Origin of the sequence: Streptomyces sp. NPDC014891 (genome assembly GCF_043081085.1) — a bacterium.
Lineage (GTDB): Bacteria > Actinomycetota > Actinomycetes > Streptomycetales > Streptomycetaceae > Streptomyces.
Map to the genome: position 1 here is coordinate 127,601 of NZ_JBIBWF010000011.1, position 24,790 is coordinate 152,390.

The 24,790-nt window shown below is 74.4% G+C and carries 20 protein-coding genes and 2 tRNA genes; 20 read left to right on the forward strand and 2 right to left on the reverse strand.

Features of this window, described 5'->3' with window-relative positions:
* Nucleotides 1-86: 86 nt before the first annotated feature.
* The 8 genes from ACF09E_RS28910 to ACF09E_RS28945 all read left to right on the forward strand — a co-directional run bounded on the left by ACF09E_RS28910 (nucleotide 87) and on the right by ACF09E_RS28945 (nucleotide 8,646).
* A complete protein-coding gene (locus ACF09E_RS28910; protein ID WP_392208291.1) occupies nucleotides 87-1,253 on the forward strand; it encodes an acyl-CoA dehydrogenase family protein in 1,167 nt (388 codons plus the stop codon).
* The gene (locus ACF09E_RS28915) at nucleotides 1,250-2,203 is read left to right on the forward strand and encodes a bifunctional MaoC family dehydratase N-terminal/OB-fold nucleic acid binding domain-containing protein (RefSeq protein WP_392208294.1); all 954 of its coding nucleotides are present in this window, start codon (nucleotides 1,250-1,252) and stop codon (nucleotides 2,201-2,203) included. The genes ACF09E_RS28910 and ACF09E_RS28915 overlap by 4 nt, the downstream gene beginning before the upstream one ends.
* A gap of 1 nt (nucleotide 2,204) precedes the next feature.
* Nucleotides 2,205-3,278 (forward strand): acyl-CoA dehydrogenase family protein, encoded by a 1,074-nt coding sequence (locus ACF09E_RS28920; RefSeq protein WP_392208296.1) that lies wholly within the window; start codon nucleotides 2,205-2,207, stop codon nucleotides 3,276-3,278.
* Nucleotides 3,275-3,682: a MaoC family dehydratase gene (locus ACF09E_RS28925; RefSeq protein WP_388800935.1), complete on the forward strand. Its 408-nt coding sequence runs from the start codon at nucleotides 3,275-3,277 to the stop codon at nucleotides 3,680-3,682. Before ACF09E_RS28920 ends, ACF09E_RS28925 begins: the two co-directional genes overlap by 4 nt.
* Nucleotides 3,679-4,845, forward strand: coding sequence for a lipid-transfer protein (locus ACF09E_RS28930; protein ID WP_392208298.1), 1,167 nt, complete (start codon nucleotides 3,679-3,681; stop codon nucleotides 4,843-4,845). The genes ACF09E_RS28925 and ACF09E_RS28930 overlap by 4 nt, the downstream gene beginning before the upstream one ends.
* 361 nt (nucleotides 4,846-5,206) lie before the next feature.
* The gene (locus ACF09E_RS28935) at nucleotides 5,207-6,166 is read left to right on the forward strand and encodes a DUF1906 domain-containing protein (RefSeq protein ID WP_392208300.1); all 960 of its coding nucleotides are present in this window, start codon (nucleotides 5,207-5,209) and stop codon (nucleotides 6,164-6,166) included.
* A gap of 125 nt (nucleotides 6,167-6,291) precedes the next feature.
* Entirely contained in the window at nucleotides 6,292-6,837 is a 546-nt protein-coding gene (locus ACF09E_RS28940) for a SigE family RNA polymerase sigma factor (protein ID WP_361862849.1), read from the forward strand.
* Between the two features lie 156 nt (nucleotides 6,838-6,993).
* Nucleotides 6,994-8,646, forward strand: coding sequence for a long-chain fatty acid--CoA ligase (locus ACF09E_RS28945; RefSeq protein WP_392208302.1), 1,653 nt, complete (start codon nucleotides 6,994-6,996; stop codon nucleotides 8,644-8,646).
* A 190-nt stretch (nucleotides 8,647-8,836) separates the two neighbouring features.
* Here the strand turns inward: ACF09E_RS28945 and ACF09E_RS28950 are convergent, their stop codons facing one another.
* Together ACF09E_RS28950 and ACF09E_RS28955 are read right to left on the reverse strand one after the other, a co-directional pair.
* Nucleotides 8,837-12,730, reverse strand: coding sequence for a PAS domain-containing protein (locus ACF09E_RS28950; RefSeq protein ID WP_392208304.1), 3,894 nt, complete (start codon nucleotides 12,728-12,730; stop codon nucleotides 8,837-8,839).
* Between the two features lie 147 nt (nucleotides 12,731-12,877).
* The gene (locus ACF09E_RS28955; protein ID WP_392208460.1) at nucleotides 12,878-13,303 is read right to left on the reverse strand and encodes an SSI family serine proteinase inhibitor; all 426 of its coding nucleotides are present in this window, start codon (nucleotides 13,301-13,303) and stop codon (nucleotides 12,878-12,880) included.
* Between the two features lie 362 nt (nucleotides 13,304-13,665).
* On the opposite strand from ACF09E_RS28955, the gene ACF09E_RS28960 reads away from it, so the two are divergent.
* The 12 genes from ACF09E_RS28960 (at nucleotide 13,666) to ACF09E_RS29015 (ending at nucleotide 24,778) form a co-directional block, all read left to right on the forward strand.
* Nucleotides 13,666-13,756: transfer RNA gene (locus tag ACF09E_RS28960), tRNA-Ser, on the forward strand.
* Between the two features lie 232 nt (nucleotides 13,757-13,988).
* Nucleotides 13,989-14,061, forward strand: a tRNA-Arg gene (locus ACF09E_RS28965).
* Between the two features lie 424 nt (nucleotides 14,062-14,485).
* Nucleotides 14,486-14,920: a signal protein gene (locus ACF09E_RS28970; RefSeq protein ID WP_392208306.1), complete on the forward strand. Its 435-nt coding sequence runs from the start codon at nucleotides 14,486-14,488 to the stop codon at nucleotides 14,918-14,920.
* A 182-nt stretch (nucleotides 14,921-15,102) separates the two neighbouring features.
* Nucleotides 15,103-15,468, forward strand: a complete 366-nt coding sequence (locus tag ACF09E_RS28975) for a PH domain-containing protein (protein WP_030318096.1) — start codon at nucleotides 15,103-15,105, stop codon at nucleotides 15,466-15,468.
* A 140-nt stretch (nucleotides 15,469-15,608) separates the two neighbouring features.
* Nucleotides 15,609-16,433 (forward strand): BRO family protein, encoded by an 825-nt coding sequence (locus ACF09E_RS28980; protein ID WP_392208308.1) that lies wholly within the window; start codon nucleotides 15,609-15,611, stop codon nucleotides 16,431-16,433.
* 109 nt (nucleotides 16,434-16,542) lie between these two features.
* Nucleotides 16,543-17,412, forward strand: coding sequence for a DUF2797 domain-containing protein (locus ACF09E_RS28985; RefSeq protein WP_392208310.1), 870 nt, complete (start codon nucleotides 16,543-16,545; stop codon nucleotides 17,410-17,412).
* 83 nt (nucleotides 17,413-17,495) lie between these two features.
* Nucleotides 17,496-17,831 carry an antibiotic biosynthesis monooxygenase family protein gene (locus ACF09E_RS28990; RefSeq protein WP_392045249.1) on the forward strand — a complete coding sequence of 112 codons (336 nt, stop codon included), beginning with the start codon at nucleotides 17,496-17,498 and terminating at the stop codon, nucleotides 17,829-17,831.
* A 148-nt stretch (nucleotides 17,832-17,979) separates the two neighbouring features.
* On the forward strand, nucleotides 17,980-18,840 hold the full coding sequence (locus tag ACF09E_RS28995) for an amidohydrolase family protein (protein WP_392208462.1): 861 nt from the start codon (nucleotides 17,980-17,982) through the stop codon (nucleotides 18,838-18,840).
* 96 nt (nucleotides 18,841-18,936) lie between these two features.
* A complete protein-coding gene (locus ACF09E_RS29000; RefSeq protein ID WP_361856491.1) occupies nucleotides 18,937-19,680 on the forward strand; it encodes a response regulator transcription factor in 744 nt (247 codons plus the stop codon).
* 6 nt (nucleotides 19,681-19,686) lie between these two features.
* The gene (locus ACF09E_RS29005; protein ID WP_392208312.1) at nucleotides 19,687-21,246 is read left to right on the forward strand and encodes a sensor histidine kinase; all 1,560 of its coding nucleotides are present in this window, start codon (nucleotides 19,687-19,689) and stop codon (nucleotides 21,244-21,246) included.
* Nucleotides 21,247-21,272: 26 nt separating this feature from the next.
* Nucleotides 21,273-22,556, forward strand: a complete 1,284-nt coding sequence (locus tag ACF09E_RS29010; RefSeq protein WP_392208314.1) for a glycosyltransferase — start codon at nucleotides 21,273-21,275, stop codon at nucleotides 22,554-22,556.
* Nucleotides 22,553-24,778 carry an ArnT family glycosyltransferase gene (locus tag ACF09E_RS29015; protein WP_392208316.1) on the forward strand — a complete coding sequence of 742 codons (2,226 nt, stop codon included), beginning with the start codon at nucleotides 22,553-22,555 and terminating at the stop codon, nucleotides 24,776-24,778. Before ACF09E_RS29010 ends, ACF09E_RS29015 begins: the two co-directional genes overlap by 4 nt.
* The last annotated feature ends 12 nt before the right edge of the window (nucleotides 24,779-24,790 follow it).

Here is a 24,790-nt window from a genome sequence, read left to right on the forward strand (position 1 = left end):
GCGCGCGGTCGGTCGTCGACCTTGACAGGGGTCCTGAATCTGACGGACAGTCAGAAATCTCAGTCGTCCCACGGGAGGCCGTCGCCGTGCACCTCGCCCCGACCGAGCGGCAGCTGCGGCTGCGCGCCGAACTCCGCGCGTATTTCCGGGAGCTGATGCCCCAAGGCCCGCCGCCCGCCACCGACACCGAGGCCCAGCGACGGCTGCTGCGCCGGATCGGAGCGGACGGACTCCTGGGGATCGGCTGGCCCGAGGAGTACGGCGGACAGGGACGCGGTCCCGACGAGCAGTTCGTCTTCTTCGACGAGGCGTACCGCGCGGGCGCCCCCGTCTCGATGGTCACGCTCAACACCGTCGGCCCCACCCTCATGGCGTACGGGACGGAGGAGCAGAAGGCCTTCCTCCTGCCCCGGATCCTGCGCGGGGAGGCCGTCTTCGCCATCGGGTACAGCGAGCCCGGCGCGGGCACCGACCTCGCCTCCCTCCGGACGCGCGCCAGGCGCGACGGCGGGTCGTGGCTGATCGACGGCCAGAAGGTCTTCACCTCCAACGCCCAGAACGCCGACTGGATCTGGCTCGCCTGCCGGACCGATCCCGACGCGCCCCCGCACCGGGGGATCTCGATCGTCCTCGTCCCCACCGACGCCGAGGGCTTCTCGTGGACGCCGATCGAGACCGTGGGCGGGCTCACGACCACGGCCACCCACTACGACGGGATCCGGGTCCCCGAGGGGAACCTCGTCGGGCCCGAGCACGGCGGCTGGGGGCTCATCACCAGCCAGCTCAACCACGAGCGGGTCGCGCTCGCCGCGATCGGGATGCAGGCGGAGGACTTCTTCGGCGCCGTGCTCGACCGGGCCCGTACCCCCGATCCGGTGACGGGCAGGCGCCGCATTGACGAGCCCTGGGTGCGGATCCGGGCCGCCGAAGCGCATGCCCGGCTGGCTGCGACACGCCTGCTCAACTGGCGTCTGGTGGGGGATGTGGGGGCCGGCCGACTGGCCCCGGGGGACGCGAGCGGCGTGAAGTTCGCGGGAACCGAATCGGCGGTGGAGGTGTATCGAATATGTCAGGAGATCGCGGGCGGCGCGGGGACGGTGCGAGCGGGATCGCCGGGGGAGTTCGACGGCGGTGAGCTGGAGCGCATGAACCGCGCCGCGCAGATCAACACCTTCGGGGGAGGGGTGAGCGAGGTGCAGCGCGAGATCGTCGCGAGGATGCGGCTCGGCATGAAGGGGAGGGGGCGGCGATGACCCCCACGCAGCGGGAGGAGGGTCCCGACCGGGCGCCGGACGGGCTGGCGGAGCGGCTCGCCGGGTTCGCCGGGCGGACCGCCGCGGAGGCCGGCGTCGGCAAGGACCCGGTCAACCTGCCCATGATCCGGCACTGGTGCGAAGCCATGGGGGACGATCATCCCGCCTATCGGGGGCCCGACGCGGTCGCGCCGCCGACGATGCTCCAGGCCTGGACGATGGGCGGCCTCTCGGGGCACACGGCCCGCTCCTCGGTCCACGACGAGCTGTTCGCCCTCCTCGACGGGGCCGGGTTCACCTCGGTGGTCGCGACCGACTGCGAGCAGGAGTACCTGCGGCCGCTGCGGCCGGGCGACGAGATCACCTTCGAGACCGTCATCGAGTCCGTGTCGGGGCTCAAGACCACCCGGCTCGGCTCCGGGCACTTCGTGACCACGCGGACCGACGTCCGCGCCGGCGGGCAGCCCGCCGGCACCCACCGCTTCCGCATCCTCAAGTACGCGCCCGCCGCACGGCCGCGCGAGCCGGAGCCCCCCGCCGGGCCGGCCGCCCGCCGCCCCCGGCCCGTGATCAACCGGGACAACGCCGGATTCTGGGAGGGCGTGGCCGGACACCGGCTGCTCATCCAGCGCTGCGCCGCCTGCGCGGCCCTGCGCTTCCCCTGGCTGCCCGGATGCGCCGACTGCGGCTCCCCGGAGTGGGACACGGTCGAGGCGAGCGGCGCCGGGACGGTCTACTCGTACGTGGTGATGCACCACCCGCCGTTCCCGGCGTTCGATCCGCCGTACGCGGTCGGTCTCGTCGAACTGGCCGAGGGCGTGCGGATCGTGAGCAACGTGGTGGGCGTGCCGTACGACAAGGTGCGGATCGGGATGCCGGTGCGGCTGGAGTTCCTGCGGGTCGACGAGGAGCTGGAGCTCCCCGTCTTCCGCGCGGGAGGGGAGGACTGACATGGACTTCACCCCCACCGAGGAGCAGGAGGCGGCCCGTGGGCTGGCCGCCCGGATCTTCGCCGACCTCGCCACCCACGAGCGGCTCGGGGCGGCCGGCACCGGCAGCGACCCCGAGCTGTGGAAGGCCCTCTGCGCCGCCGGGCTGCCCGGCTCGGTTGAGGAGACCGGCCTGCTCGGCCTCGTCCTCCTCCTGGAGGAGCAGGGCCGGGTGACGGCACAGGTGCCGTTCGCCGCGACCTGTGTGTACGGGATCCTCGCCGTCGCCCGGCACGGCACGGACGAGCAGCGCGCCCGGCTGCTGCCCGGGCTCCGTGAGGGGACGACGGTGGCGACGGGTGCCTTCCCCGCCTCCGGCGCGGTCACCTCGCACCGGGGACGGCTCAGCGGGACCGCTGACGGGGTGCCGTGGCTCCGGGACGCCACGCACGTCCTCGTCCCCGACGCGGACCACGTCCTGTGGCTGGTCCGCACCGAGGACGCGGCCCGGATCGACCCCGTCGAACTCACCGCGCCCTGGTCAGCCGGCCGGCTCGTCCTGGACGAGGCGCCGGGAGAGCGGCTCGGCGGAGACGGCGGCGGAAGAGACGCAGCGGTGGGCGGAGGCGTGGCCGGGGGCGCCGCCTACGCCGAGGTCCTCGCCGCCGCCCGGACCGCGTTCGCGGGGCTGCAGGCCGGGGTCTGCGCGGGTTCGCTGGCCAGGGCCGTGGAGTACACGGCCGTACGGGAGCAGTTCGGCCGTCCGCTCGCCACCCACCAGGCCGTGCAGCTGCGGGCCGCCGACGCCCACATGGACACCGAGGCCATCCGGGTCACCGCCTACGAGGCCGCCTGGCGGCACGACGAGGGGCTGGACGCGCACGCGGCCGCCCTGACCGCCGCCTGGTGGGCCTCCGAGGCGGGGAAGCGGGTCGTGCACGCCGGCCAGCACCTGCACGGCGGCATGGGGGCGGACCTCGACCACCCGGTGCACCGGCACTTCCTGTGGGGCCGACAGCTCGACGCGCACCTCGGGTGCGGCACCGAAGTCCTCGCCGAACTCGGCGACCTGCTCGCCGAAGGAGACCCGTCATGACGTCCGGCACGGAGACCTTCGCCGAGCCCGGGGACGAGCTGCCGCCGCTGACGATCCCGATCACCCGCACCCTGATCGTCGCCGGGGCCGTCGCCTCCCGCGACTACCAGGACGTGCACCACGACGCCGAACTGGCCCGGGAGAAGGGCTCTCCGGACATCTTCATGAACATCCTCACGACCAACGGACTGGTCGGCCGGTACATCACCGACCACTTCGGCCCCCGTGCCGTCCTGCGCAGGGTCGCCATCCGGCTCGGCGCCCCCAACCACCCCGGCGACACCATGGTGCTGACCGGCACGGTCACCGAGGTCGACGGGGACACCGCGCACGTCCGGGTCGTCGGCGCGAACGGGCTGGGGCACCACGTCACCGGGACCGTCACCGTGCGGGTGCCGCGATGAGCCTCCGCACCCGGGACGGCCTCGGCGGCCGGGCGGCCGTGGCGGGCATCGGGGCCACCGAGTTCTCCAAGGACTCGGGCCGCAGCGAGCTGTCGCTCGCTGCCGAGGCGGTCCGGGCGGCCCTCGACGACGCCGGTCTCGCCCCCGGCGACGTCGACGGCATGGTCACCTTCACCATGGACACCAGTCCCGAGATCACGGTCGCCCAGGCCTGCGGCATCGGCGAGCTGTCCTTCTTCTCCCGTGTGCACTACGGCGGCGGGGCCGCCTGCGCCACCGTGCAGCAGGCCGCGCTCGCCGTCGCCACCGGCGTCGCGGAGGTGGTCGTCTGCTACCGGGCGTTCAACGAGCGCTCGGGGCGCCGCTTCGGCTCCGGTGTGCAGCAGCGGGAGCCCTCCGCCGAGGGCGTCGCCCTTGGCTGGCAGCTGCCCTTCGGGCTGCTCACCCCGGCCTCCTGGGTCGCGATGACCGCCCAGCGGTACCTGCACACCTACGGTCTGACGCCGGACGCGTTCGGGCACGTCGCCGTGACGGACCGGCGCCACGCCGCCCGCAACCCCGCCGCGTACTTCCACGGGAAGCCGATCACCCTCGCCGACCACGCCGCGTCGCGCTGGATCGTCGAGCCGCTCCGGCTGCTGGACTGCTGCCAGGAGACCGACGGCGGTCAGGCGATCGTGGTCACCTCCGTCGAGCGCGCCCGCGACCTGCGGCGCCCGCCGGCCGTGGTCCTCGCGGCGGCGCAGGGCGCCGGCCGGAAGCAGGAGGCGATGACCAGCTTCCACCGGGACGAGCTGACGGGGCTTCCGGAGATGGGGGCGGTGGCCCGGCAGCTCTGGCGGACCTCGGGCCTCGCGCCGGGCGAGATCGACGTGGCCGTCCTCTACGACCACTTCACCCCGTTCGTGCTGATGCAGCTGGAGGAGTTCGGCTTCTGCGGTCCGGGGGAGGCGGCCGACTTCGTCGCGGCGGACGCGCTCCCCCTGAACACCCACGGGGGGCAGCTCGGCGAGGCCTATCTGCACGGGATGAACGGCATAGCGGAGGCGGTGCGGCAGCTGCGCGGGACGTCCGTGAACCAGGTGCCGGGGACGGAGCGGACGTTGGTGACGGCGGGGACGGGGGTTCCCACGTCCGGGTTGATCCTGGGCACGGACGGCTGAGGCGACGGCTCCTGCGGTGGCCGCGCGGGGCGGGCGGATCTTGACTCGCGCCATGAGCACTCACGCGTCACGACCGGAGCCCACTCCCGCACCGGACCGCAGGCCTGAGCCCGCGTCACCCGTCCGCCCGCCGTCCCCGCCACCGCCCGGAGCCCGGGACAGCGCCCCGGACCGGACCCCGGTGGACACCTCGTTCCCGTCCTCGTCCCTCACCCCCACCGGCACCCCCACCAGGACCTCCACCGAGACCCCCACCGGCACCCCGGTCACGCCCCCGCCCCCGCCCCCGGTCCCGTCCCCGTACCCCACCCCACCCCGTGCCCCCGTCGGCGGGCCGGGGCGGGGCGGGCGGCGGGCTTCCGTGCGACTCGTGGTCGGGGCCGTCGCGGCGGCGCTGGCCGGGACGGTGCTGTTCAGCGCCCCCGTGCCGACCGGGTCGCCCGGCCTGCTGCCCGCTCCCGCCGCCGGACCCGGGGCCGCCGGCGCCCCGGCCGCCGGACCCGGCGGCGCCCCGGGGAGCCAGGCCGCCGCCGACCCCGTGTACTTCGCCGGACGGGCCTTCGACACGTGCGAGGCGCCGTCCCTCGCGGTGATGGACGCCTGGCGCAGTTCGCCGTACGGGGCCGTCGGGATCTACTTCGGCGGGCGCGGGCGCGGCTGCCCCGTCCAGCGGGAGCTGACCCCGGACTGGGTCGCCTCCGTGCACACCATGGGCTGGCGGCTGCTGCCGCTCTTCGTCGGTTCGCAGGCGCCGTGCGTGAACGCCGCGGCGAAGCGGCCCTTCGCCCTCGGCGGGAACCCCTCGGGCCAGGGCACCCGGGAGGGGGCCGAGGCGGTGCAGGCCGCGCGGGCCCTGGGCCTGGACGCGAGCAGCCCGCTGTACCTCGACATCGAGGCGTACGCGCAGGACGACGCGGCCTGCGCCGCGACCACCCTCTCCTTCGTCCGCGCCTGGAACCGGGAGGTGCGCCGCCTCGGCTACCTGCCCGGGTTCTACAGCAGCGCCGACACGGGAGTGCGGGACATGGAGGCGGCGCGGCGGGCGGGGACGCCCGATCTGCCGTCCGTGATGTGGTTCGCCCGCTGGCTGGGGCGGCCCGCGCTCGCCTCCGAGCCGGTGCTGCACCCGCAGGCCTGGACGCCGCACGCCCGGATCCACCAGTACGCGGGCAACGTCGCCGAGACGTACGGTGGCCGGCGGATGCTCATCGACCGGAACACGATGGACGCCCCCGTCGCCCGCGTCGCCCCCTCGGCCGTGGGCGTGACCGGGGTCGCCGACCGGGCGGAGGGCGGGGCGCCACCGGTCCGCCGACCCTGAGGGGGCCCGGAGGGGTCTCCACCCAGAGGAGGTCGGGGCGTCCCCACCCCTACAACCTGAGGCGGACTGCGGGTCGGGACCTGGGGCCGATCCGCCGGACGCCCCTCCCCTCCTAGCGTGGAGCCATGACTCCGCCACCCTCTGGCCCCGTCTGCGCCGGTGCCTCGCAGTTCGCGTCGTACCCGACCTTCTCGTCGTACGTACGGGCGCGCGGGCCCGTGCTCCTGCGCACCGCGCGCTCCCTGACCGCCAACCCGTGCGACGCCGAGGACCTGCTCCAGACGGCGCTGGCCAAGACGTTCGTCGCCTGGGAGCGCATCGAGGACCACCGCGCCCTGGACGGCTACGTCCGCCGCGCCCTGCTGAACACCCGCACGTCGCAGTGGCGCAAGCGCAAGGTGGACGAGTTCGCCTGCGACGAGCTGCCCGAGCCGTCCGGAGTCCCGGAGCCGGACCCGGCGGAGCGGCAGGTGCTGCACGACGCGATGTGGCGCGCGGTGCTGAAGCTCCCCGAGCGGCAGCGCCAGATGGTGGTCCTCAGGTACTACGAGGACCTGAGCGAGGCCCAGACCGCCGAGGTCCTGGGGGTGTCCGTCGGCACGGTGAAGAGCGCGGTGTCGAGAGCGCTGGGCAAGCTCCGCGAGGACCCGGAGCTGACGCCCGTCCGGTAGGAAGCGCGAGGAACCGGTCGATATCCGGCGTGGCGCGGCACTCGTGCCAGTGATCACTGGCAATTTCCGTACTCTCGGGTAGTGACATACCGAGCGGTACGTGCGCAGAATCTCCACACCCCTTCTGCCACGTAGCGCCCACCGGGAGGACGCCCCGTGTACAGCACCATGCAGGACGTACAGCTGACCGTGAGCCGCATTCTGAAGCACGGAATGACGATCCACGGGAAGTCGATCATCACCACCTGGACGGGCGAACCCGAGCCGCAGCGCCGCACGTTCGCGGAGGCCGGGGAACGCGCGCACCAGCTGGCCAACGCCCTGCGCGACGAACTCGGGGTCGTCGGCGACCAGCGGGTCGCGACCCTCATGTGGAACAACGCCGAGCACGTCGAGGCGTACTTCGCGATCCCCTCGATGGGCGCGGTCCTGCACACCCTGAACCTCCGTCTTCCCCCCGAGCAGCTGGTGTGGATCGTCAACCACGCCGCCGACCGGGTCGTCCTCGTCAACGGCTCGCTGCTCCCCCTCCTCGCCCCGCTGCTGCCGCACCTGCCCACGATCGAGCACATCGTGGTCGCCGGCCCCGGGGACCGCTCCGTCCTGGACGGCGCCGCACCGCGCGTGCACGACTACGAGGAGCTGATCGCCGGCCGCCCGACCACGTACGACTGGCCCGAGCTGGACGAGCGTTCGGCCGCGGCCATGTGCTACACCTCCGGCACCACGGGCGACCCCAAGGGCGTCGTCTACTCGCACCGCTCGATCTACCTGCACTCGATGCAGGTCAACATGGCCGAGTCGATGGGCCTGACCGACCGGGACACGACCCTGGTCGTCGTCCCGCAGTTCCACGTCAACGCCTGGGGCCTGCCGCACGCCACCTTCATGACCGGCATCAACATGCTCATGCCGGACCGCTTCCTCCAGCCGGCCCCGCTCGCCGACATGATCGAGCGCGAGCGGCCGACCCACGCGGCCGCCGTCCCCACCATCTGGCAGGGCCTGCTCGCCGAGGTCACCGCGAACCCCCGCGACCTCTCCTCGATGTCCCAGGTCACCATCGGCGGCGCGGCCTGTCCGCCCGCGCTGATGGAGGCGTACGACCGGCTCGGCGTCCGCCTCTGCCACGCCTGGGGCATGACGGAGACCTCCCCCCTGGGCACGATGGCCCACCCTCCGCACGGACTGACCGCCGAGGAGGAGTGGCCGTACCGCGTCACGCAGGGCCGCTTCCCGGCCGGCGTCGAGGCCCGCCTGGTCGGCCCGGCCGGCGAGCACCTGCCCTGGGACGGCGAGTCGGCCGGCGAGCTGGAGGTGCGCGGCACCTGGATCGCCGGCTCCTACTTCGGCGGCGTCGACGGCGAGGCGCTGCGTCCGGCGGACAAGTTCAGCGAGGACGGCTGGCTCAAGACCGGGGACGTCGGTGTGATCAGCCCCGAGGGCTTCCTCACCCTCACCGACCGTGCCAAGGACGTCATCAAGTCCGGCGGCGAGTGGATCTCCAGCGTCGAGCTGGAGAACGCGATCATGGCGCACCCGGCCGTCGCCGAGGCCGCCGTCGTCGCCGTCCCGGACGAGAAGTGGGGCGAGCGGCCGCTGGCGACCGTCGTCCTCAAGGACGGCGCCACGGCGGACTACGAGACGCTGAAGGCCTTCCTCGCCGACGAGGCCGGCATCGCCAAGTGGCAGCTCCCGGAGCGCTGGGCGATCGTGCCGGCGGTGCCCAAGACGAGCGTCGGCAAGTTCGACAAGAAGGTCATCCGCAGGCAGTACGCGGAGGGCGCGCTGGACGTGACGGAGCTGTAGCCGACTGCGAACGCGGAAGCGGGGAGGGCTTCGCCGTGCGAAGCCCTCCCCGCTTCCGTGCGCGTGCGGCGGCCCCGGTCGTACGCGGCCCGGCGCGTCGGTGGTACCGGAGCGCGGCCCGGCATGCGCGGCGGTCGCGCTCGGGCGCCCCGGCGCCTGAGGCGGCTCCGTTCGGGCGCGGCCCGGGCGGCTAGTTGGTGCCGATCTTCGCGAGCAGGTCGACGATCCGGGCCTGGACCTCGGTGCTGTTCGAGCGCTCCGCCAGGAAGAGGACCGTCTCGCCGGAGGACAGCTTCGGCAGTTCCTCCTCGGCGAGGTCGGCCGAGGTGTAGACGACCAGCGGGGTGCGGTTGAGCTGCCCGTTCGCCCGCAGCCAGTCGATGATCCCGGCCCGGCGGCGGCGCACCTGCATCAGGTCCATCACCACCAGGTTCGGCCGCGTCTGCGTGGCGAGGGTGACCGCCTCGGTGTCCGTGGCCGCCCGGGCGACCTGCATCCCGCGCCGCTCCAGGGTGGCTCCGAGCGCTTCCGCGATGTCCTCGTTCTCCTCGATGAGAAGGACGCGGGACGGGTGCTGCTCGCTGTCGCGCGGTGCGAGCGCCTTCAGGAGCACGGCCGGGTCGGCGCCGTACGCGGCCTCCCGGGTCGCCTGCCCCAGACCGGCCGCGAGGAGCACCGGAACCTCGGCGGCCACGGCGGCCTGACGCAGCGACTGGAGCGCGGTGCGCGTGATGGGCCCGGTCAGCGGGTCGACGAAGAGCGCGGCCGGGAAGGCGGCGATCTGGGCGTCCACCTCCTCACGGGAGTGCACGATCACCGGGCGGTAGCCGCGGTCGCTCAGCGCCTGCTGGGTGGAGACGTCGGGCGCGGGCCAGACCAGCAGCCGGCGCGGGTTGTCGAGGGGCTCCGGGGGGAGTTCGTCGTCGACCGGGCGCGGTGCGGGCCGGTTGGCGACCTCGACGGCGCCACCGGGACCGTCGAGCGGCTCGGGTCCCTCGGCGCTGCCCTCGGCGGGCGCTCCTATGGCGTACGCGCGTCCCTCGGGCGCGCGGGACGGCGTCGGGGCCTCCGGCTGCGGGTGCGGCCTGGCCTCGCCGCCGGCCGGCGCGGGGAGCGCGGCCTGCGCGGGCGGGTCGGACTCCGGCGGGGTGGCGAGCCTGCGCCGCCGCCCGGAACCGTTGGAGGTGCCGGAGCCGTTGGAGGGCGGACCGGAGACCGCCGGGGCCGCCGGGGCGGGCGAGCCGGCCGGGGCGGGCAGCGGGGCCGCCGGGGGCGGCGGGACGAAGGGGACGCCCTGCCCGAGGGTGCGCACGCTGAACGCCCGCCCCTGCGTCGAGTCCTTAGGCATGGGCAGTTCGGGAGGCAGCGGCACCGAACCGGTGCCGGTCCCCGAACCGGTGCCGGTGCCCGAACCGGAGCTCGTGCTGTTCCGGGGCTCGGCCTGCGCGGCGGGCACGGCCTGGGCGGGGGCCCGGGTCGGCTCGGGAGCCGGGGCGTGCGCGACCGGCTCCTGCTCCGACTCGGGCGGCGGGGGCGCCACGGCCCGGCGGCGCCCGGTCGGCTCGCCCTGCGGCAGCGGGTGCGGATGGGCCGGCGCGGGCGTGTGCCCGGCGTCCGGGACACCCCGTACGGCCTCGTGGCGGCCCTCGTCGGACACGGGCAGCGGCGCCGCGACGGCCGAGGACCCGGCCGGCGGGGCGAGCGCGACCTCGTCCTCGGCGGGGCGGTCGGCATCGGCCGGCGGGAGCGCGAACGGCGTCCGGGGCCCCGCCTCGGCCGCGGCCGCGCGCTCCTGCGCGGCGGCGAGCGCACGACGGCGGCGTCCGCTCGGCTGCGCCTCGGGCGCGGAGTCGGCAGAGGCCACGGCCGGCAGGGCGCGAGCGAGCGCGGGCGCCGGCGGAGCCCCGGTGGGCTCGACGGCGACACCCTGCGGCGGCACGGCGGCACCGAGCGCGGCCCGTCCCTGCGCGCCTTCCGCGGCGGTCACGACCGAGCCCTCGGCGGGCCGTCCGCGACGCCGGCCGGTGGGCTCGACCGGGGAACCGCCGGGGGCGCCCTGGGCCGTACCGCCGACGGGCACGGCCTCGTCCACGCCCGCGTTCTGCTGGGCCGGGATCAGTTCGGCGGGCCCGCCGAGCGCTTCCGCCGTACGGGCCCGGCGGCGGCCGCTGGGCTCGGCGGCGGTCTCGGGGGCGACCGCACTCTCCAGGAAGGCGTCCGTGGAGCCGCGCCGGGCCCGCCGCCGCCCGCCGCCGGAGGTCTCCGGGGAGTCGGCGGACGCCACCGGAGCACCGGAGGGCGCCGACGTGCCGGAGGGGCCGGCGGGGACGGGGACCGGGGAGAGGCCGGCCGCGGCCGGGGGGACGGGTGCGGAGGCCTGCGCCGGGAGCGCGAGCGCCTCCCGGCCGCCGCCGGCGCGCCCGCCGGCCGAACCGGGCCCGGACGCGCCGGCCGGGCCGTCCGCCCCGTGCGGGGCCTGCTCCGTCGCCGGGACCGTGCCCCGGCCCGTACCGAGCGGGACTTCGAGGACGTACGCCCCGCCGCTCGTCCCCGGCACCTCGTGGGTCTGCACGACACCGCCGTGCGCCGCCACGATGCCGCGGACGACCGGCCCGTGGACCGGATCCCCGCCGGCGTACGGGCCCCGGACCTCGATCCGCACGACGTCACCGCGCTGCGCCGCCGCGACGACGATCGTGGAGTCGGCCGGTCCGGCGCCCTGGGCGGCGGTGCGGTTCTTGCCGGTCGCGTCGACGCCGGCGACGTCGGCGACCAGGTGCGCGAGCGCGGTCGAGAGCCGGGCCGCGTCCACCTCGGCCTCGATGGGCGGCGCGTGCACGGCGAACTGGGCGCGGCCGGGGCCGATCAGGTCGACCGCCCCGTCGATGCCCGCCGTCACGATGCCGTCGAGGAGCGCGACGCCCTTGTCCAGCGACTCGGCGCCCGCGTCCAGGCGCTGGTAGCCCAGGACGTTGTCCACCAGGGCCGTCATGCGGGCGTACCCGGCGGCGAGGTGGTGCAGGACCTGGTTGGCCTCGGGCCAGAGCTGTCCGGCGTCGTCCGCGGCGAGGGCGCCCAGCTGGCCGCGGAGTTCCTGAAGGGGGCCGCGCAGGGACTCCGCGAGGACGGCCGTGAGCTGCTCGTGCCGGGCGGCGAGGGAGGCGTACCGCTCCTGCTGCGCCTCCCGGTCGGCGGCGTTCCGCTCGGCCCGGTCGGCGAGTTCGGCGGCGTTCCGCTCGGTGAGCTCCTTGATCTCGGCGGCGTGCTCCTCGACCAGCTGCTCGTACGGCCTGCGGTCGGTGAAGGTCATGACGGCGCCGACGAGCTGGTCGCCGTCGCGCACCGGAGCGGTCGTCAGGTCGACCGGCACGCGGTCGCCCTTCTTCGCCCAGAGGACCTGCCCGCGGACGCGGTGCTTGCGGCCGGACTTGAGGGTGTCGGCGAGCGGCGACTCCTCGTACGGGAACGGCTCGCCGTCCGGGCGCTTGGCCAGGATCAGCGGGTGCAGCTCCTGGCCGCCGAGCTCGCCGGCGCGGTAGCCGAGGATCTGGGCGGCGGCCGGGTTGACGAGGACGACGCGGCCGTCGGTGTCCGTGCCGACGACGCCCTCGGCGGCGGCGCGCAGGATCATCTCGGTCTGCCGCTGCGAGCGGGCGAGTTCGGCCTCGGTGTCGAGGGTGCCGGTGAGGTCCCGGACGACCAGCATGAGCAGCTCGTCGCCGGTGTAGCCACCGTACGAGTCGTAGGCCTCGCGGCCGTCCTCCAGGCTGGCGCTGGTCACCTCGACGGCGAACTCGCTGCCGTCGGTGCGGCGGGCGATCATCCGGGTGGGCTTGGTGCGGCCGCGCTCGTCGGTGCCCTCGGGGCGGCGCATGGAGCCGGGGATGAGGCGGGAGTCGAAGCCGGGCAGGAGATCGAGCAGGCCGCGTCCGACGAGTGCGGTGCCCGGGGTCTCGAACATGCCGAGGGCGATGGTGTTGGCGTTGACGACCGTGCCGTTGCAGTTGACGAGCACGAGGCCGTCGGGAAGGGCGTCGAGTATGGCTGCGAGGCGAGCAGCGCCCCGGGATGGCCTGCTGCTCACGACGACGTTCCTCCCTGACGCACGGCAACGTGCATGCCCTATCGGCCGGCCGGCCCCATCTTGCCCCTCGGGCCGCACCCTGTCACGGAAGGGAGTCTAAGGGAGCCCGCGGGGGGCGGGCCCGGTCTCATTGCCTCCCATCCCGTCTCATCCCCGGACAAGAGGAAGGACAGGCTCCAGATTCTCCCAGCGGTTGATCTCGCAGCCGTCGGCGCGGGAGAAGCGGGCGTCGACCGTGCGTCCCTGCCAGGTGCCGGTGACGTGGGCGACGGCCGGGCCGCCGTACACCTGGGTGCAGAACGCGTCCCCGGGCACGGGCGCGAAGGGGTCGCCCCCCTCCTCGGCGAGCCGGTCGAGGCGCTCGCAGGCGTTCTGGTGGGCGGGGTGGTTCCCGGCGACCCGGTCGTCGCACCTCAGCTCGAAGGTGCCGTCGGCGTCGGGGTGGCCGCTCTCGGCGACGGTCACGGTCAGCTTCTCGGGCGGGGCGAGCAGCGGCAGCGGAGGGAGCGGGCCGAGGCCCGCGGTGCCGGCGGCGGCGGTGGCGAGGGACGCGAGGACGAGGCGGCGCAGCATGCGGGTCTCCCGGACGTTGAAGGGGGCGGGGCACGCGCGCACGACGCGCCCCGCCCCCTCTAACGCTCCGGACGCGGGGGCGTTGCGCAAGCGGGGTGCGCCGGGCGGGGGAGGACGGGGGGCCGTCCGTGCCACGGGACCGCGCGGGGAGCCGGGCGGTCCGTCCCGCCGGACACCGCCGGGCCTCGGACCGGCATTCCACGGACCCCGCCGGGTCGGGGGCGGCTCCGGCGGGCACCACGTCGGGCGCGCTGGGCTTTGCCCTCGACCCCGGGGGGCTAGTACGGTGAGAATCGATTGGTGACACCCGGTTCGTCTGTGTCATCATCTGCACGCACCACCCGCGCAAGCGCGAGGTGCATGGAGGCGTCGCCTAGTCCGGTCTATGGCGCCGCACTGCTAATGCGGTTTGGGTCTTAAAGCCCATCGAGGGTTCAAATCCCTCCGCCTCCGCCCCTACCGAAGCCCCGGCCCCACAGGCCGGGGCTTCGGCCGTTTCCACCCCTCGGCACCCCGGCACCCACCACCCGGCTTCCCGCCCCCACTGGGGACCCGCACGACGTTTTCGCAGGTCACAAGGGGTGGGCCTAATGGATTTCACATGGCGGCGGCAGTCATGTAATGTTCTGTCTGTCGCCGCGAGCGGGTCGAAAGACCGGGGAGCGGAGGCAAGACAAAAGAACAAGCACTCGTAGCTTAACGGATAGAGCATCTGACTACGGATCAGAAGGTTGCAGGTTCGAATCCTGCCGAGTGCACAGCAGACCAGAGGCCCGGACGAGAGTCCGGGCCTCTCGCGTTCTCCGGACGCGCCGGGGATACGTGCGGCCGCCGGGCCCGGAGCGGTCCGGGAGGACCCGGGGGATAGCGTGGCCGCTCATGTCGCGTCGGGGCGGGGGTTCGGCGACGCGTCCGATCGGGAGGGGCTGTATGAGGTACGGAGTCGGGGTGGCGGGCCTCGCCGCTGTGGTGATGGCGGGCTTGACGGGGTGCGGGACCCAGGCGGCCGCGGGGGCGGAGGGTGCGGAACGAGCCACGCCGGCTCGCACTGCCCCGGCGGGCACCCTTCCACCGAGCACGGACCAGGCGAGGGGGAGCGAGACCCTCTCCCCCGGGGAACTGCAGGGACGGTGGTGGACGTGGGCGGCCTCGGAGCCCGAAGCGACCAATCCCGTCGCCGACGTGGACGGGCGTGCGTGCGCGCGTAACCAGCCCCAGGACGTGTGGTTCCTGGCCGGAACCTTCGGCGGTCGGGCCGAGCGCGCGTGCGAGGTTCCCGGCGGGCGTTCGATCGCCGCGCCCGTCGTCAACACCTTCGGAGACCCCGAGCGCTGCGCGGACTTCATGAGCGGCGCCCAGGGGACCGTGGTCCTCGACGGCAAGGCGGTCGAGCCCGAGACGTACTCGGGCGCCTCGATCACGGTGCTCGGTGCTCAGGGCAACCCGGTCACCGGGGAGGAGGGACGCTTCGAGGCGACGGGGTGCGGTCTGTGGGTGCAGTTGCCGCCGCTCGCTCCGGGGAAGCACTCCCTGAAGATCCGTGGGTGGTCGGGCGGCTTCTCGACCGGCGTGGACTACGCGTTGACCGTGGTTGCCCCGTCGGGTTCGTCGGCCTAGACGGCCGCGGGCGGAGGAGATCCGGCACGCCGTGGGGTCGCTCCGGCGTCGGGTGTCGGGGCTCGTGGGGGTGGTCCGGTGGGCGGTGAAGTCGGGGGGCCGTGGTGGGGGTTCGGTGACGGGGCGCGGGGGAGCCGTTATGGTCGGATGATCGTTCTTTCTACGGATGTGGGGGTTGGAGCATGGCGCTCTTCGGGAACGCGCACGCGATTGATCCGGCGCAGGCGCAGCAGGACTACGCGCGGCTGCTCGGGCAGGGGGAGCAGGTGCACGCCGCGTACCTGCTGATCCGCGACACCATCTTCTTCACCGACCGGCGGCTCGTGCTGGTCGACAAGCAGGGCATCACCGGCAAGAAGGTCGAGTACCACTCGATCCCGTACAAGAGCATCACGCACTTCGCGGTCGAGACCGCCGGCACCTTCGACCTGGACGCCGAGCTGAAGATCTGGATCTCGGGCAGCCAGCTGCCGGTCCAGAAGACCTTCACCAAGGGTGTCGACATCTACGAGGTGCAGGCGATCCTCACGCAGTTCGTCGCCCGGTAGGGACGGCCGCGGAATCGGATGTCGGGGAGGGGTTTCCGGGGGTGTCCCCGGGAACCCCTCCCCTTTTGGGTGAACCTGTCTGATTTGCATGTCAGTTGAATATGCCCTCGGCCTAGCTTGCGAGGCGGAGGTGATGATCGATGGACGCGATCGACATCGATGACTTGGTGTACGCCGCCACCGGCGCGCCCCTGCGGAGGCTGACCGCGGCCGACGGGACCCACTGGTTCCCCGTCGTGGACGTGGCGAAGCGGCTGGGTTACGCGGGGACCCGGGAGGTGCTGCGGACCGTGGTGCTGCCGGAGACGTGCCTGGCGGCCGCGCGGGAGCTCGCAGGGGACGAGGAGTTCGCCGGGCGGAGCGGAATCAGGGCGACGACGCGGATGGTGAGCCTCCAGGGGCTCGTGCAGCTCGTCGGGGCCTGCCGGAGACCGGAGGCCGGGCCGTTCCGGGCGTGGACGGCCGAGGTCATAGCGGCGATCCAGCGGTACGGCGGATACGGGCTCGAACCCTCCCCCGTGCACGCCGGACACGTCCTGCCGCCGGAGCTCCTCGACGCCCTCGTCCGGCTCGACGGGCAGTGGGACGAGCGGGCCGTCGCCTACGCCGAGCACACCGAGTACGCGGAGCTGCTCCGCGAGACCCGGCGGAGCCTCTCCCGGGTCGCCGCCTCCCTCGAACACCTCTCCCTGCCCCGGCAGCGGGCCGGCGCCGCGGTCGCGCTCACCCCTCAGCAGCTCGTCGAGTCCTGGGCCGTCACCGGGGACGTGCGGACGGTCGCGGCCTTCCTCGCCCCCGCGCTGGTCCGCGGCGGCGTCCGGTGCCGAGCCCAGGACGTCACCCGCCGCACCGGCCTCGCCGGCGAGCGCGTCCAGGACTGCGTCCGCCTGCTGATCGAGCGCGGCTGCATGCGGGAGGTCGGCGGGCCCGACGCCGACGGGGCACGCTTCTACGTCCTGCCCTGAGCGGGCACGACGGCCCGGCACGCGTCCGCGTCGCCCCGGTGTCCAGGGGTAGGGGACGGGGAGCGGACGTGCCGGAGACTGGACATCCGGCGAGCGGAGGAGGCAGGGCGTGGAGTGGCGGTGTCGGGGGATCACCTGGGCCGGGGGCGAGCCGGGACTGCGGTGGTGGGGCGGCAGGGTCAGCGCCCTCGCGTACGGACAGGAGCTCGCCTTCCAGGCCGTCGGGGAGCGGCGGTGCCCGGGAGCGCGGGGGAACCCCTGCCCGCTGGACGCCGTCGTGCCCGGTCGGGCCACCGGCGGGCGCTGCGCGGAGTGCGCGCGCCTCGACCGGACCCACTCGGTCGCGGCCGACACCTTCCTTGACGACCCGCAGCCGTACCGCGTCTACCTGGCCTGGTTCGGGCCCGGGATGACCAAGGTCGGGATCACCGCGGAGGCCCGGGGCGAGGCCCGGCTGCTGGAGCAGGGGGCCGTCACGTTCGGCTGGCTCGGGCGGGGGCCCCTGATGGCGGCTCGGCGGACCGAGGAGGTGCTCCGGCAGGCCCTCGGGGTTCCCGACCGGGTGGCGTACGAACGGAAGCGCGCCGCCCGGCACGCCCTGCCGTCCGCCGCCGACCGGGCGGCCGAGGTCCGGGAGCTGTACGGGCGGGCGCGGGAGGTCGGCGGCTGGACGGAGACCCTGGAGCCGCTGGAGTTCGCCGCGCGCGACCACGCGGCCGTCTTCGGTCTCGACGGGCTGCCGCCGCTCGCCGGCACGGTGACGGAGCTGGTCGACGGGGGTGTCGTCAGCGGGCGGCTGCTCGCCGCGGCGGGGCCCGACCTGCATCTGCTCGACTCCGGCGGGCGCTGTGTCGCCCTCGACACCCGGCTGATGGGCGGCTGGGCGCTCCGGGGTGCGGGGGAGGGGGTCGCGCTGTCCGTCCCGGTGGCGGAGGCGGTGTCCGCGGTGGACGAGAGCAGCCAGGGGGAGCTCTTCTGAGGGCCTGCGGCCCTTCGTAAAGTCTTGGATCCCTTTCCCGGCGTCCGTGGACATCCGCCCGCCGGTCCGACGAGGGTGATCACATGACCTCCGAACTGGTGGCGGGCCTCGAACCGCCCTACTACACGGCTGTGTTCACCTCGGTCCGGCCGGACGCCCCCGAGGGCTACGCCGAGACCGCGGCCCGGATGGACGCGCTCGCCCGCGAGATGCCCGGCTTCCTCGGCCACGAGTCGGCCCGCACTCCGGGCGGCATCGGGATCACCGTGGCCTACTTCCGGGACCTGGAGTCGCTGGACGCCTGGCGGCTGCACGGCGAGCACGTGGCGGCCAAGGCGTACGGGCGGGAGCACTGGTACGACAGTTTCAGCGTGCACATCGGGAAGGTCGAGCGGAGTTACAGCTTTGAGCGCGCGTAGCGGGAGCGGTTCCGACGGTCCGGGCGGTCCCGGCGAGCCGGTCGCACGGGGCGACGCGGGCGGGGAGAGCGACGGGAGCGATCCGTGCTGCCTCGGTGGTGCGGTTCCCGCGGGCCAGGAGAGCCGTGACCGCCGTGAGAGCGCGGGCATCCGGGAGCTCGTCGAGCGGCTCGGGATTCCCGGACTCGTCGACGTGCACACGCACTTCATGCCGCAGAACGTCCTCGACAAGGTCTGGGCCTACTTCGACGCCGTCGGCCCCCTGACCGGGATGGCGTGGCCCATCACCTACCGCGAGGAGGAGGACCGCCGGCTCGCCCTCCTGCGGGGCTTCGGAGCGGTCGCGTTCACCGCGATGCTCTATCCCCACAAGCCCGGGATGGGCGCCTGGCTGAACTCCTGGGCGGCCGACTTCGCCTCCCGCACGCCCGACTGCCTGCACACCGCGACCCTCTTCCCCGAGCCGGGCGTCGACCGGTACGTCCGCGAGGCGCTCGACGCGGGGGCCCGGGTCTTCAAGGTGCACCTCCAGGTCGGCGGCTTCGACCCCAACGACCCGGAGCTGGACGAGGCCTGGGGTGCGCTGGCCGACTCCGGTACGCCGGTCGTGGTGCACTGCGGCTCCGGACCCGCCCCGGGCCGGTTCACCGGGCCGGAGCCCATGGGGCGGCTGCTCGCCCGCCATCCCCGGCTCCGGGTGATCGTCGCCCACATGGGGATGCCCGAGTACGGCGAGTTCCTCGACCTCGCCCAGCGGTACGAGGGCGTCCACCTCGACACCACGATGGCGTTCACCGACTTCAGCGAACGGCTCGCGCCCTTCCCCCGGGAGGAGCGCGCGCGGCTGGTGGCCCTCGGCGACCGGATCCTCCTCGGCTCCGACTTCCCGAACATCCCGTATCCGTACCTCCACCAGCTCCAGGCTCTCGAACGCCTCGGGCTCGGGGACGACTGGCTGCGGGGAGTCCTGTACGAGAACGGCGCCGCGCTGTTTCACGTGAAACCCTGAGGACACCGGCCCAGCCCACCCCTTCCTCTCCGGTTCTCAGGCAATTCACAGGAAGAGACAAGAGGCCTCTCAGCGGCGGCCGGGAGCGTGGGTTCCATGACCGTCACCACACGCCGTCCCGGCACCCGCGCCGACATGCTCCGTGCCGACGGAACCGCCGTCCGCGTCCTCGTCGTCGACGACGAGGCCTCGCTCGCCGAGCTGCTCTCCATGGCCCTTCGCTACGAGGGCTGGCAGGTGTCCAGCGCCGGGGACGGGGCCACCGCGCTGCGCTCCGCGCGCGAGTTCCGGCCGGACGCCGTCATCCTCGACATCATGCTGCCCGACGTCGACGGGCTCAGCCTGCTCGGCCGGATCCGGCGCGAGCTGCCCGACGTGCCGGTGCTCTTCCTGACGGCGAAGGACGCCGTCGAGGACCGGATCGCCGGGCTCACGGCGGGTGGCGACGACTACGTCACCAAGCCCTTCAGCCTGGAGGAGGTCGTGGCCCGGCTGCGCGGGCTCATCCGCAGGTCGGGCGCGGCGGTCGCGCGCAGCGAGTCGCTGCTCGCCGTCGGGGACCTCACCCTCGACGAGGACAGCCACGAGGTCACCCGGGGCGGGGACTCGATCCACCTCACGGCGACCGAGTTCGAGCTGCTGCGCTATCTGATGCGCAATCCCCGCCGGGTGCTCAGCAAGGCGCAGATCCTCGACCGGGTCTGGTCCTACGACTTCGGCGGCCAGGCCAACGTCGTCGAGCTCTACATCTCGTACCTGCGGCGGAAGATCGACGCCGGGCGCACCCCGATGATCCACACCCGGCGCGGGGCCGGGTACCTCATCAAGCCGGGGGAGTAGCGGCCCGTGTTCCGAGCTGCAGGGCGGCGGTGGCGGACCCGGGGACCGTGGTCGCTGCGGACCCGTCTCGTCGTGTCGGCGGTCGCGCTGATCGCGGTCGTCGCGTCCGTCATCGGCACGGTCACGACCATAGCCTTCCGCTCGTATCTGTACGACCGGGCCGACGAGCAGGTCCGGGCCGTCTCCAACCGGGCGGCCGGTCCGCCGTCGGGGATGGCCGGCCTGCCCGAGATGAACCGGCGCGGGAAGGACGACCTCGGGTTCGTGGTGGGGCCCAGCACCCCGGTCGGCACGCTCGGCGCCGTCCTCACGGACGGCGTCGTGACCGAGGCCGGGTACTCGGCGGAGGCCGAGGACCGGGGCATCTACCGGCAGGACCTCCGCATCAAGCCGCTCGACGAAGCCCAGCGGGCGGCCCTGGCGGCCGTCCCGCGCGACGGGCGGCCGCACACCGTCGAACTGCCGGGCGGACTCGGCTCGTACCGGGTCGAATACGCCTCCGCGAGCTGGGGCACCGTCCTCACCGGCATTCCCCTGGCCTCCGTCGAGAAGGCGCTCTCCACCCTGATCCTCGTCGAGCTGAGCGTCACCGGCGCCGGGCTCTTCGCCGCCTCCCTGGCCGGGACGGTCCTCGTCCGGGTCGCCCTGCGGCCGCTGCGGCGGGTCGTCGCCACCGCGGGGCAGGTCGCCCAGCTGCCGCTGCACAGCGGAGAGGTGGCACTCCACCAGCGGGTCCCCGAGACCGAGGCCGATCCCCGGACCGAGGTCGGCCAGGTCGGCGCCGCCCTCAACCGGATGCTCGACCACGTCCACTCGGCGCTCGACGCCCGCCAGCAGAGCGAGACCCGGGTCCGGCAGTTCGTCGCCGACGCCAGCCACGAACTGCGCACCCCGCTCGCCTCGATCCGGGGGTACGCCGAGCTGACCCGGCGCGGCCGCGAGGAGTGCGGCCCCGACACCCGGCACGCGCTCGGCCGCATCGAGTCCGAGGCGGCCCGGATGACGGGCCTCGTGGAGGACCTCCTGCTGCTGGCCCGCCTCGACGCCGGACGTCCCCTCGCGTACGAGTCCGTCGACCTCGTCCCGCTCGTCGTGGACGCGGTGAGCGACGCGCGCGCCGCGGGACGCGACCACCACTGGTCCCTCGAACTGCCCGAGGACGGCGGGGGCGTCGTCCACGCGGACGGCGCCCGGCTCCAGCAGGTCCTCGTCAACCTCCTCGCCAACGCGCGGACGCACACCCCGGCGGGGACCAGGGTCACCGCGCGGGTGCGCACCGAACCCGGTGCGGTGACCGTCCGGATCGAGGACGACGGCCCCGGCATCCCCGCCGCGCTCCTGCCCTCGGTCTTCGAGCGGTTCGCGCGCGGCGACGCCTCCCGCTCCCGGCAGGCCGGATCCACCGGCCTCGGGCTCGCCATCGTGCGGGCGGTCGTGGTCGCGCACGGGGGCGAGGTGGGCGTCGACAGCGCGCCCGGCCGGACCGTCTTCACCGTCCGGCTGCCTGCCCCGGCGGCGGAGGACGTCCCCTCACAGGCAGGGCACAGGCTCATCACACAGCCGTGACAGCGGCCCCGGCGAGTGTCTGTGACATGCGAACCCCAACGATCGCGGGGCCCCTGTCCGGAGCCCTCCCGGCCCGGGAGCACCTGCCGGTGGACGGCGCCGGGCGGCCCGTCCTGGACGTGGTGATCCCCGTCTACAACGAGGAGAAGGACCTGGAGCCGTGCGTCCGCCGGCTCCACGAGCACCTCCTCCGGACCTTCCCGTACGACTTCCGGATCACCGTCGCCGACAACGCCTCCACCGACAGCACCCCCGAGGTCGCGGCCGGGCTCGCGGCCGAGGTGCCCGAGGTGCGTTCCGTCCGGCTGGAGCAGAAGGGCCGCGGCCGGGCGCTGCGGACGGTGTGGTCGGGCTCCGACGCGCCCGTCCTCGCCTACATGGACGTGGACCTCTCCACCGACCTGAACGCCCTGCTCCCGCTGGTCGCGCCGCTCATCTCGGGCCACTCGGACCTGGCGATCGGCTCCCGGCTCGCCCGCTCCTCGCGGGTGGTGCGCGGGCCGAAGCGGGAGTTCATCTCGCGTGCGTACAACCTGATCCTGCGCGGCTCGCTGGCCGCCCGGTTCTCCGACGCGCAGTGCGGCTTCAAGGCGATCCGGCGCGACGTCGCCGAGCGGCTGCTCCCGATGGTCGAGGACACCGGCTGGTTCTTCGACACGGAGCTGCTGGTCCTCGCGGAACGGGCCGGCCTGCGCATCCACGAGGTTCCGGTGGACTGGGTCGACGACCCCGACTCGACCGTGCACATCGTGAGCACGGCCACCGACGACCTCAAGGGCGTCTGGCGGGTGGGCCGTGCCCTCGCGACGGGTTCGCTGCCGCTGGACCGGCTGGCCAGGCCCTTCGGGGACGACCCCCGGGACCGTGAACTCACGGGCGTGCCGGGCGGACTGGCCCGGCAGCTGGTCGGCTTCTGCGTGGTCGGGGTCCTGTCGACGCTCTTCTACCTCGCCCTGTACTCCCTCTTCCGGCTCGGGGTGGGCCCGCAGCTCGCCAACGCGGGCGCGCTCCTGGTCTCCGCCGTGGCCAACACGGCGGCCAACCGGCGGCTGACCTTCGGCGTACGGGGCCGCGACCGGGCCGTCCGCCACCAGGCGCAGGGACTCGTGGTCTTCGCGATCGGCCTGGCCCTGACGAGCGGTTCGCTCGCCGCGCTCGGCGCGGCGACCGGGAACCCGGCGCACTCCACCGAACTCGCCGTCCTGGTCGTCGCGAACCTCGCCGCGACCGTCCTGCGCTTCCTCCTCCTCCGGCTCTGGGTCTTCCCCGAGCGCTCCCCCGCACGGAACGACCCCAGGGACGACCGATGACATCGACGACCTCGACCTTCCCGGCCGCGGCGCCCGCCGCGCCGCATGCGGGGGCGCCCCGCGGCGGCCCGCTGACCCGGCTCCTGCGCGGCCGTCCGGAGGACGCCCGCTGGGTCCGGCCCGCGTTCCTCGGCCTGCTCGCCGTCACGGCCGCGCTCTACCTGTGGAACCTGAGCGCCTCCGGTTACGCGAACTCCTTCTACTCCGCCGCCGTCCAGGCGGGCGGGGAGAGCTGGAAGGCCTTCTTCTTCGGCTCGCTCGACGCGGCCAACGCCATCACCGTCGACAAGCCGCCGGCCGCTCTCTGGCCCATGGCCCTCTCGGTCCGGCTCTTCGGCCTGGGGTCCTGGCAGATCCTGGTGCCGGAGGTCCTCATGGGCGTGGGCACGGTCGCCGTGCTCTACGCGGCCGTGCGGCGCCGGTTCGGCCCGGGCGCCGGCCTGATCGCGGGCACCGTCCTGGCGCTCACGCCCGTCGCGGCGCTGATGTTCCGCTTCAACAACCCGGACGCGCTGCTCGCCCTGCTCATGACGGTGGCCGTGTACTGCGTGCTGCGGGCCCTGGAGCAGGACCGGGGCGCGGCGAAGTGGCTGGTGTGGGCCGGGGTGGCCTTCGGCTTCGCCTTCCTCGCGAAGACCCTCCAGGCCTTCCTCGTCCTGCCGCCGCTCGCCCTCGTCTACGGCGTGTGCGCGCCGGGCGGGATCGGCCGCAGGATCGGCCGGCTCGGGCTCGCGGGGCTCGCGATGCTGGTGTCGGCGGGCTGGTGGGTGGCGCTGGTCGAGCTGTGGCCGGCGTCCTCCCGCCCGTACGTCGGCGGCTCGCAGAACAACAGCTTCCTGGAGCTCACCTTCGGCTACAACGGTCTCGGCCGGATCAACGGCAACGAGACCGGCAGCGTCGGCGGCGGGGGCGGTCCGGGTGGCGCGGGTGGCGGCCGCTGGGGCGAGACCGGGGTCCTGCGGATGTTCAACGACTCGGTCGGCGGCCAGATCTCCTGGCTGCTGCCGGCGGCGCTGATCCTGCTCGTCGCGGGGCTCGTCGTGACCTGGCGGGCGCCGCGGACGGACACGGCGCGCTCCGCGCTCCTGGTGTGGGGCGGTTCGCTGCTGATCACGCTGGTCGTGTTCAGCTTCATGGCCGGCATCTTCCACGAGTACTACACGGTGGCCCTGGCCCCCTACCTGGCGGCGGTCGTCGGCATGGGCGCGGCGGTGCTGTGGGAGGAGCGCACCCGGCTGCTCGCCTCGGGGACCCTCGCGCTCGCGGTGGCGGTGACCGCCTGGTGGGGCTGGACCCTGCTCGGCCGGACGCCGGACTGGCTGCCGTGGCTGCGGTGGACGGTGCTGGTCGCGGGCGCGGTGGCCGCGGTCGGGCTGCTGTTCGCGGGCCGGGTGGACCGGCGGCTCGGGCTGGGCGTCGCGGGCCTCGGTCTGGCGGCGGGGCTCGCGGGTCCGTTCGCGTACACCCTGGCGACGGTGGACACCGGTCACCAGGGCTCGATCGTCACGGCGGGCCCCGCGGGCGGCGCGATGGGCGGCCGCGGTCCCGGCGGCGGCATGCGGATGTTCGAGGGCGGATTCCCCGGCGGCGGCAGGGGCGGCCAGATGCCGGGCGGTGGGCAGATGCCCGGCGGCGGTCAGATGCCCGGTGGTGGCCAGATGCCGGGCGGCGGCCAAATGCCCGGCGGCCAGGGCGGCCAGGGCGGCCAGATGCCCGGCGGTCAAGGCGGTCAGATGCCCGGCGGGCAGGCTCAGGGCGGGATGCCCGGCGGCACTCCGCCGCAGGGCATGACCCGGGGCGGCGGCCGGGGCGGCGGCGGTGGCGGGATGGGCGGCCTGCTCAACGGCGCCAGTGTCGGTGCGGAGGCGAAGAGCACGCTCCTCGACGACGCCGACGCGTACACCTGGGTCGCGGCCACCGTGGGTGCCCAGAACGCGGCCAGCTACCAGCTCGCCACCGAGAAGCCGGTCATGGCGATCGGCGGCTTCAACGGCAGCGACCCGTCCCCGACGCTCGCGGAGTTCAAGCGGTACGTCGCCGAGGGCAGGATCCACTACTTCATCGGCAGCGGCGAGAGCGCCTCCGGTGAGGCCGACGGCGGCCGGATGGGCGGCGGGGGCCCGGGCGGCGGCAACTCGGAGATCGCCACGTGGGTCGCGGAGAACTTCGAGAAGACCACGGTCGGGAACGCCTCCTTCTACGACCTGACGGCCCGTGATTAATCGCTATACAGC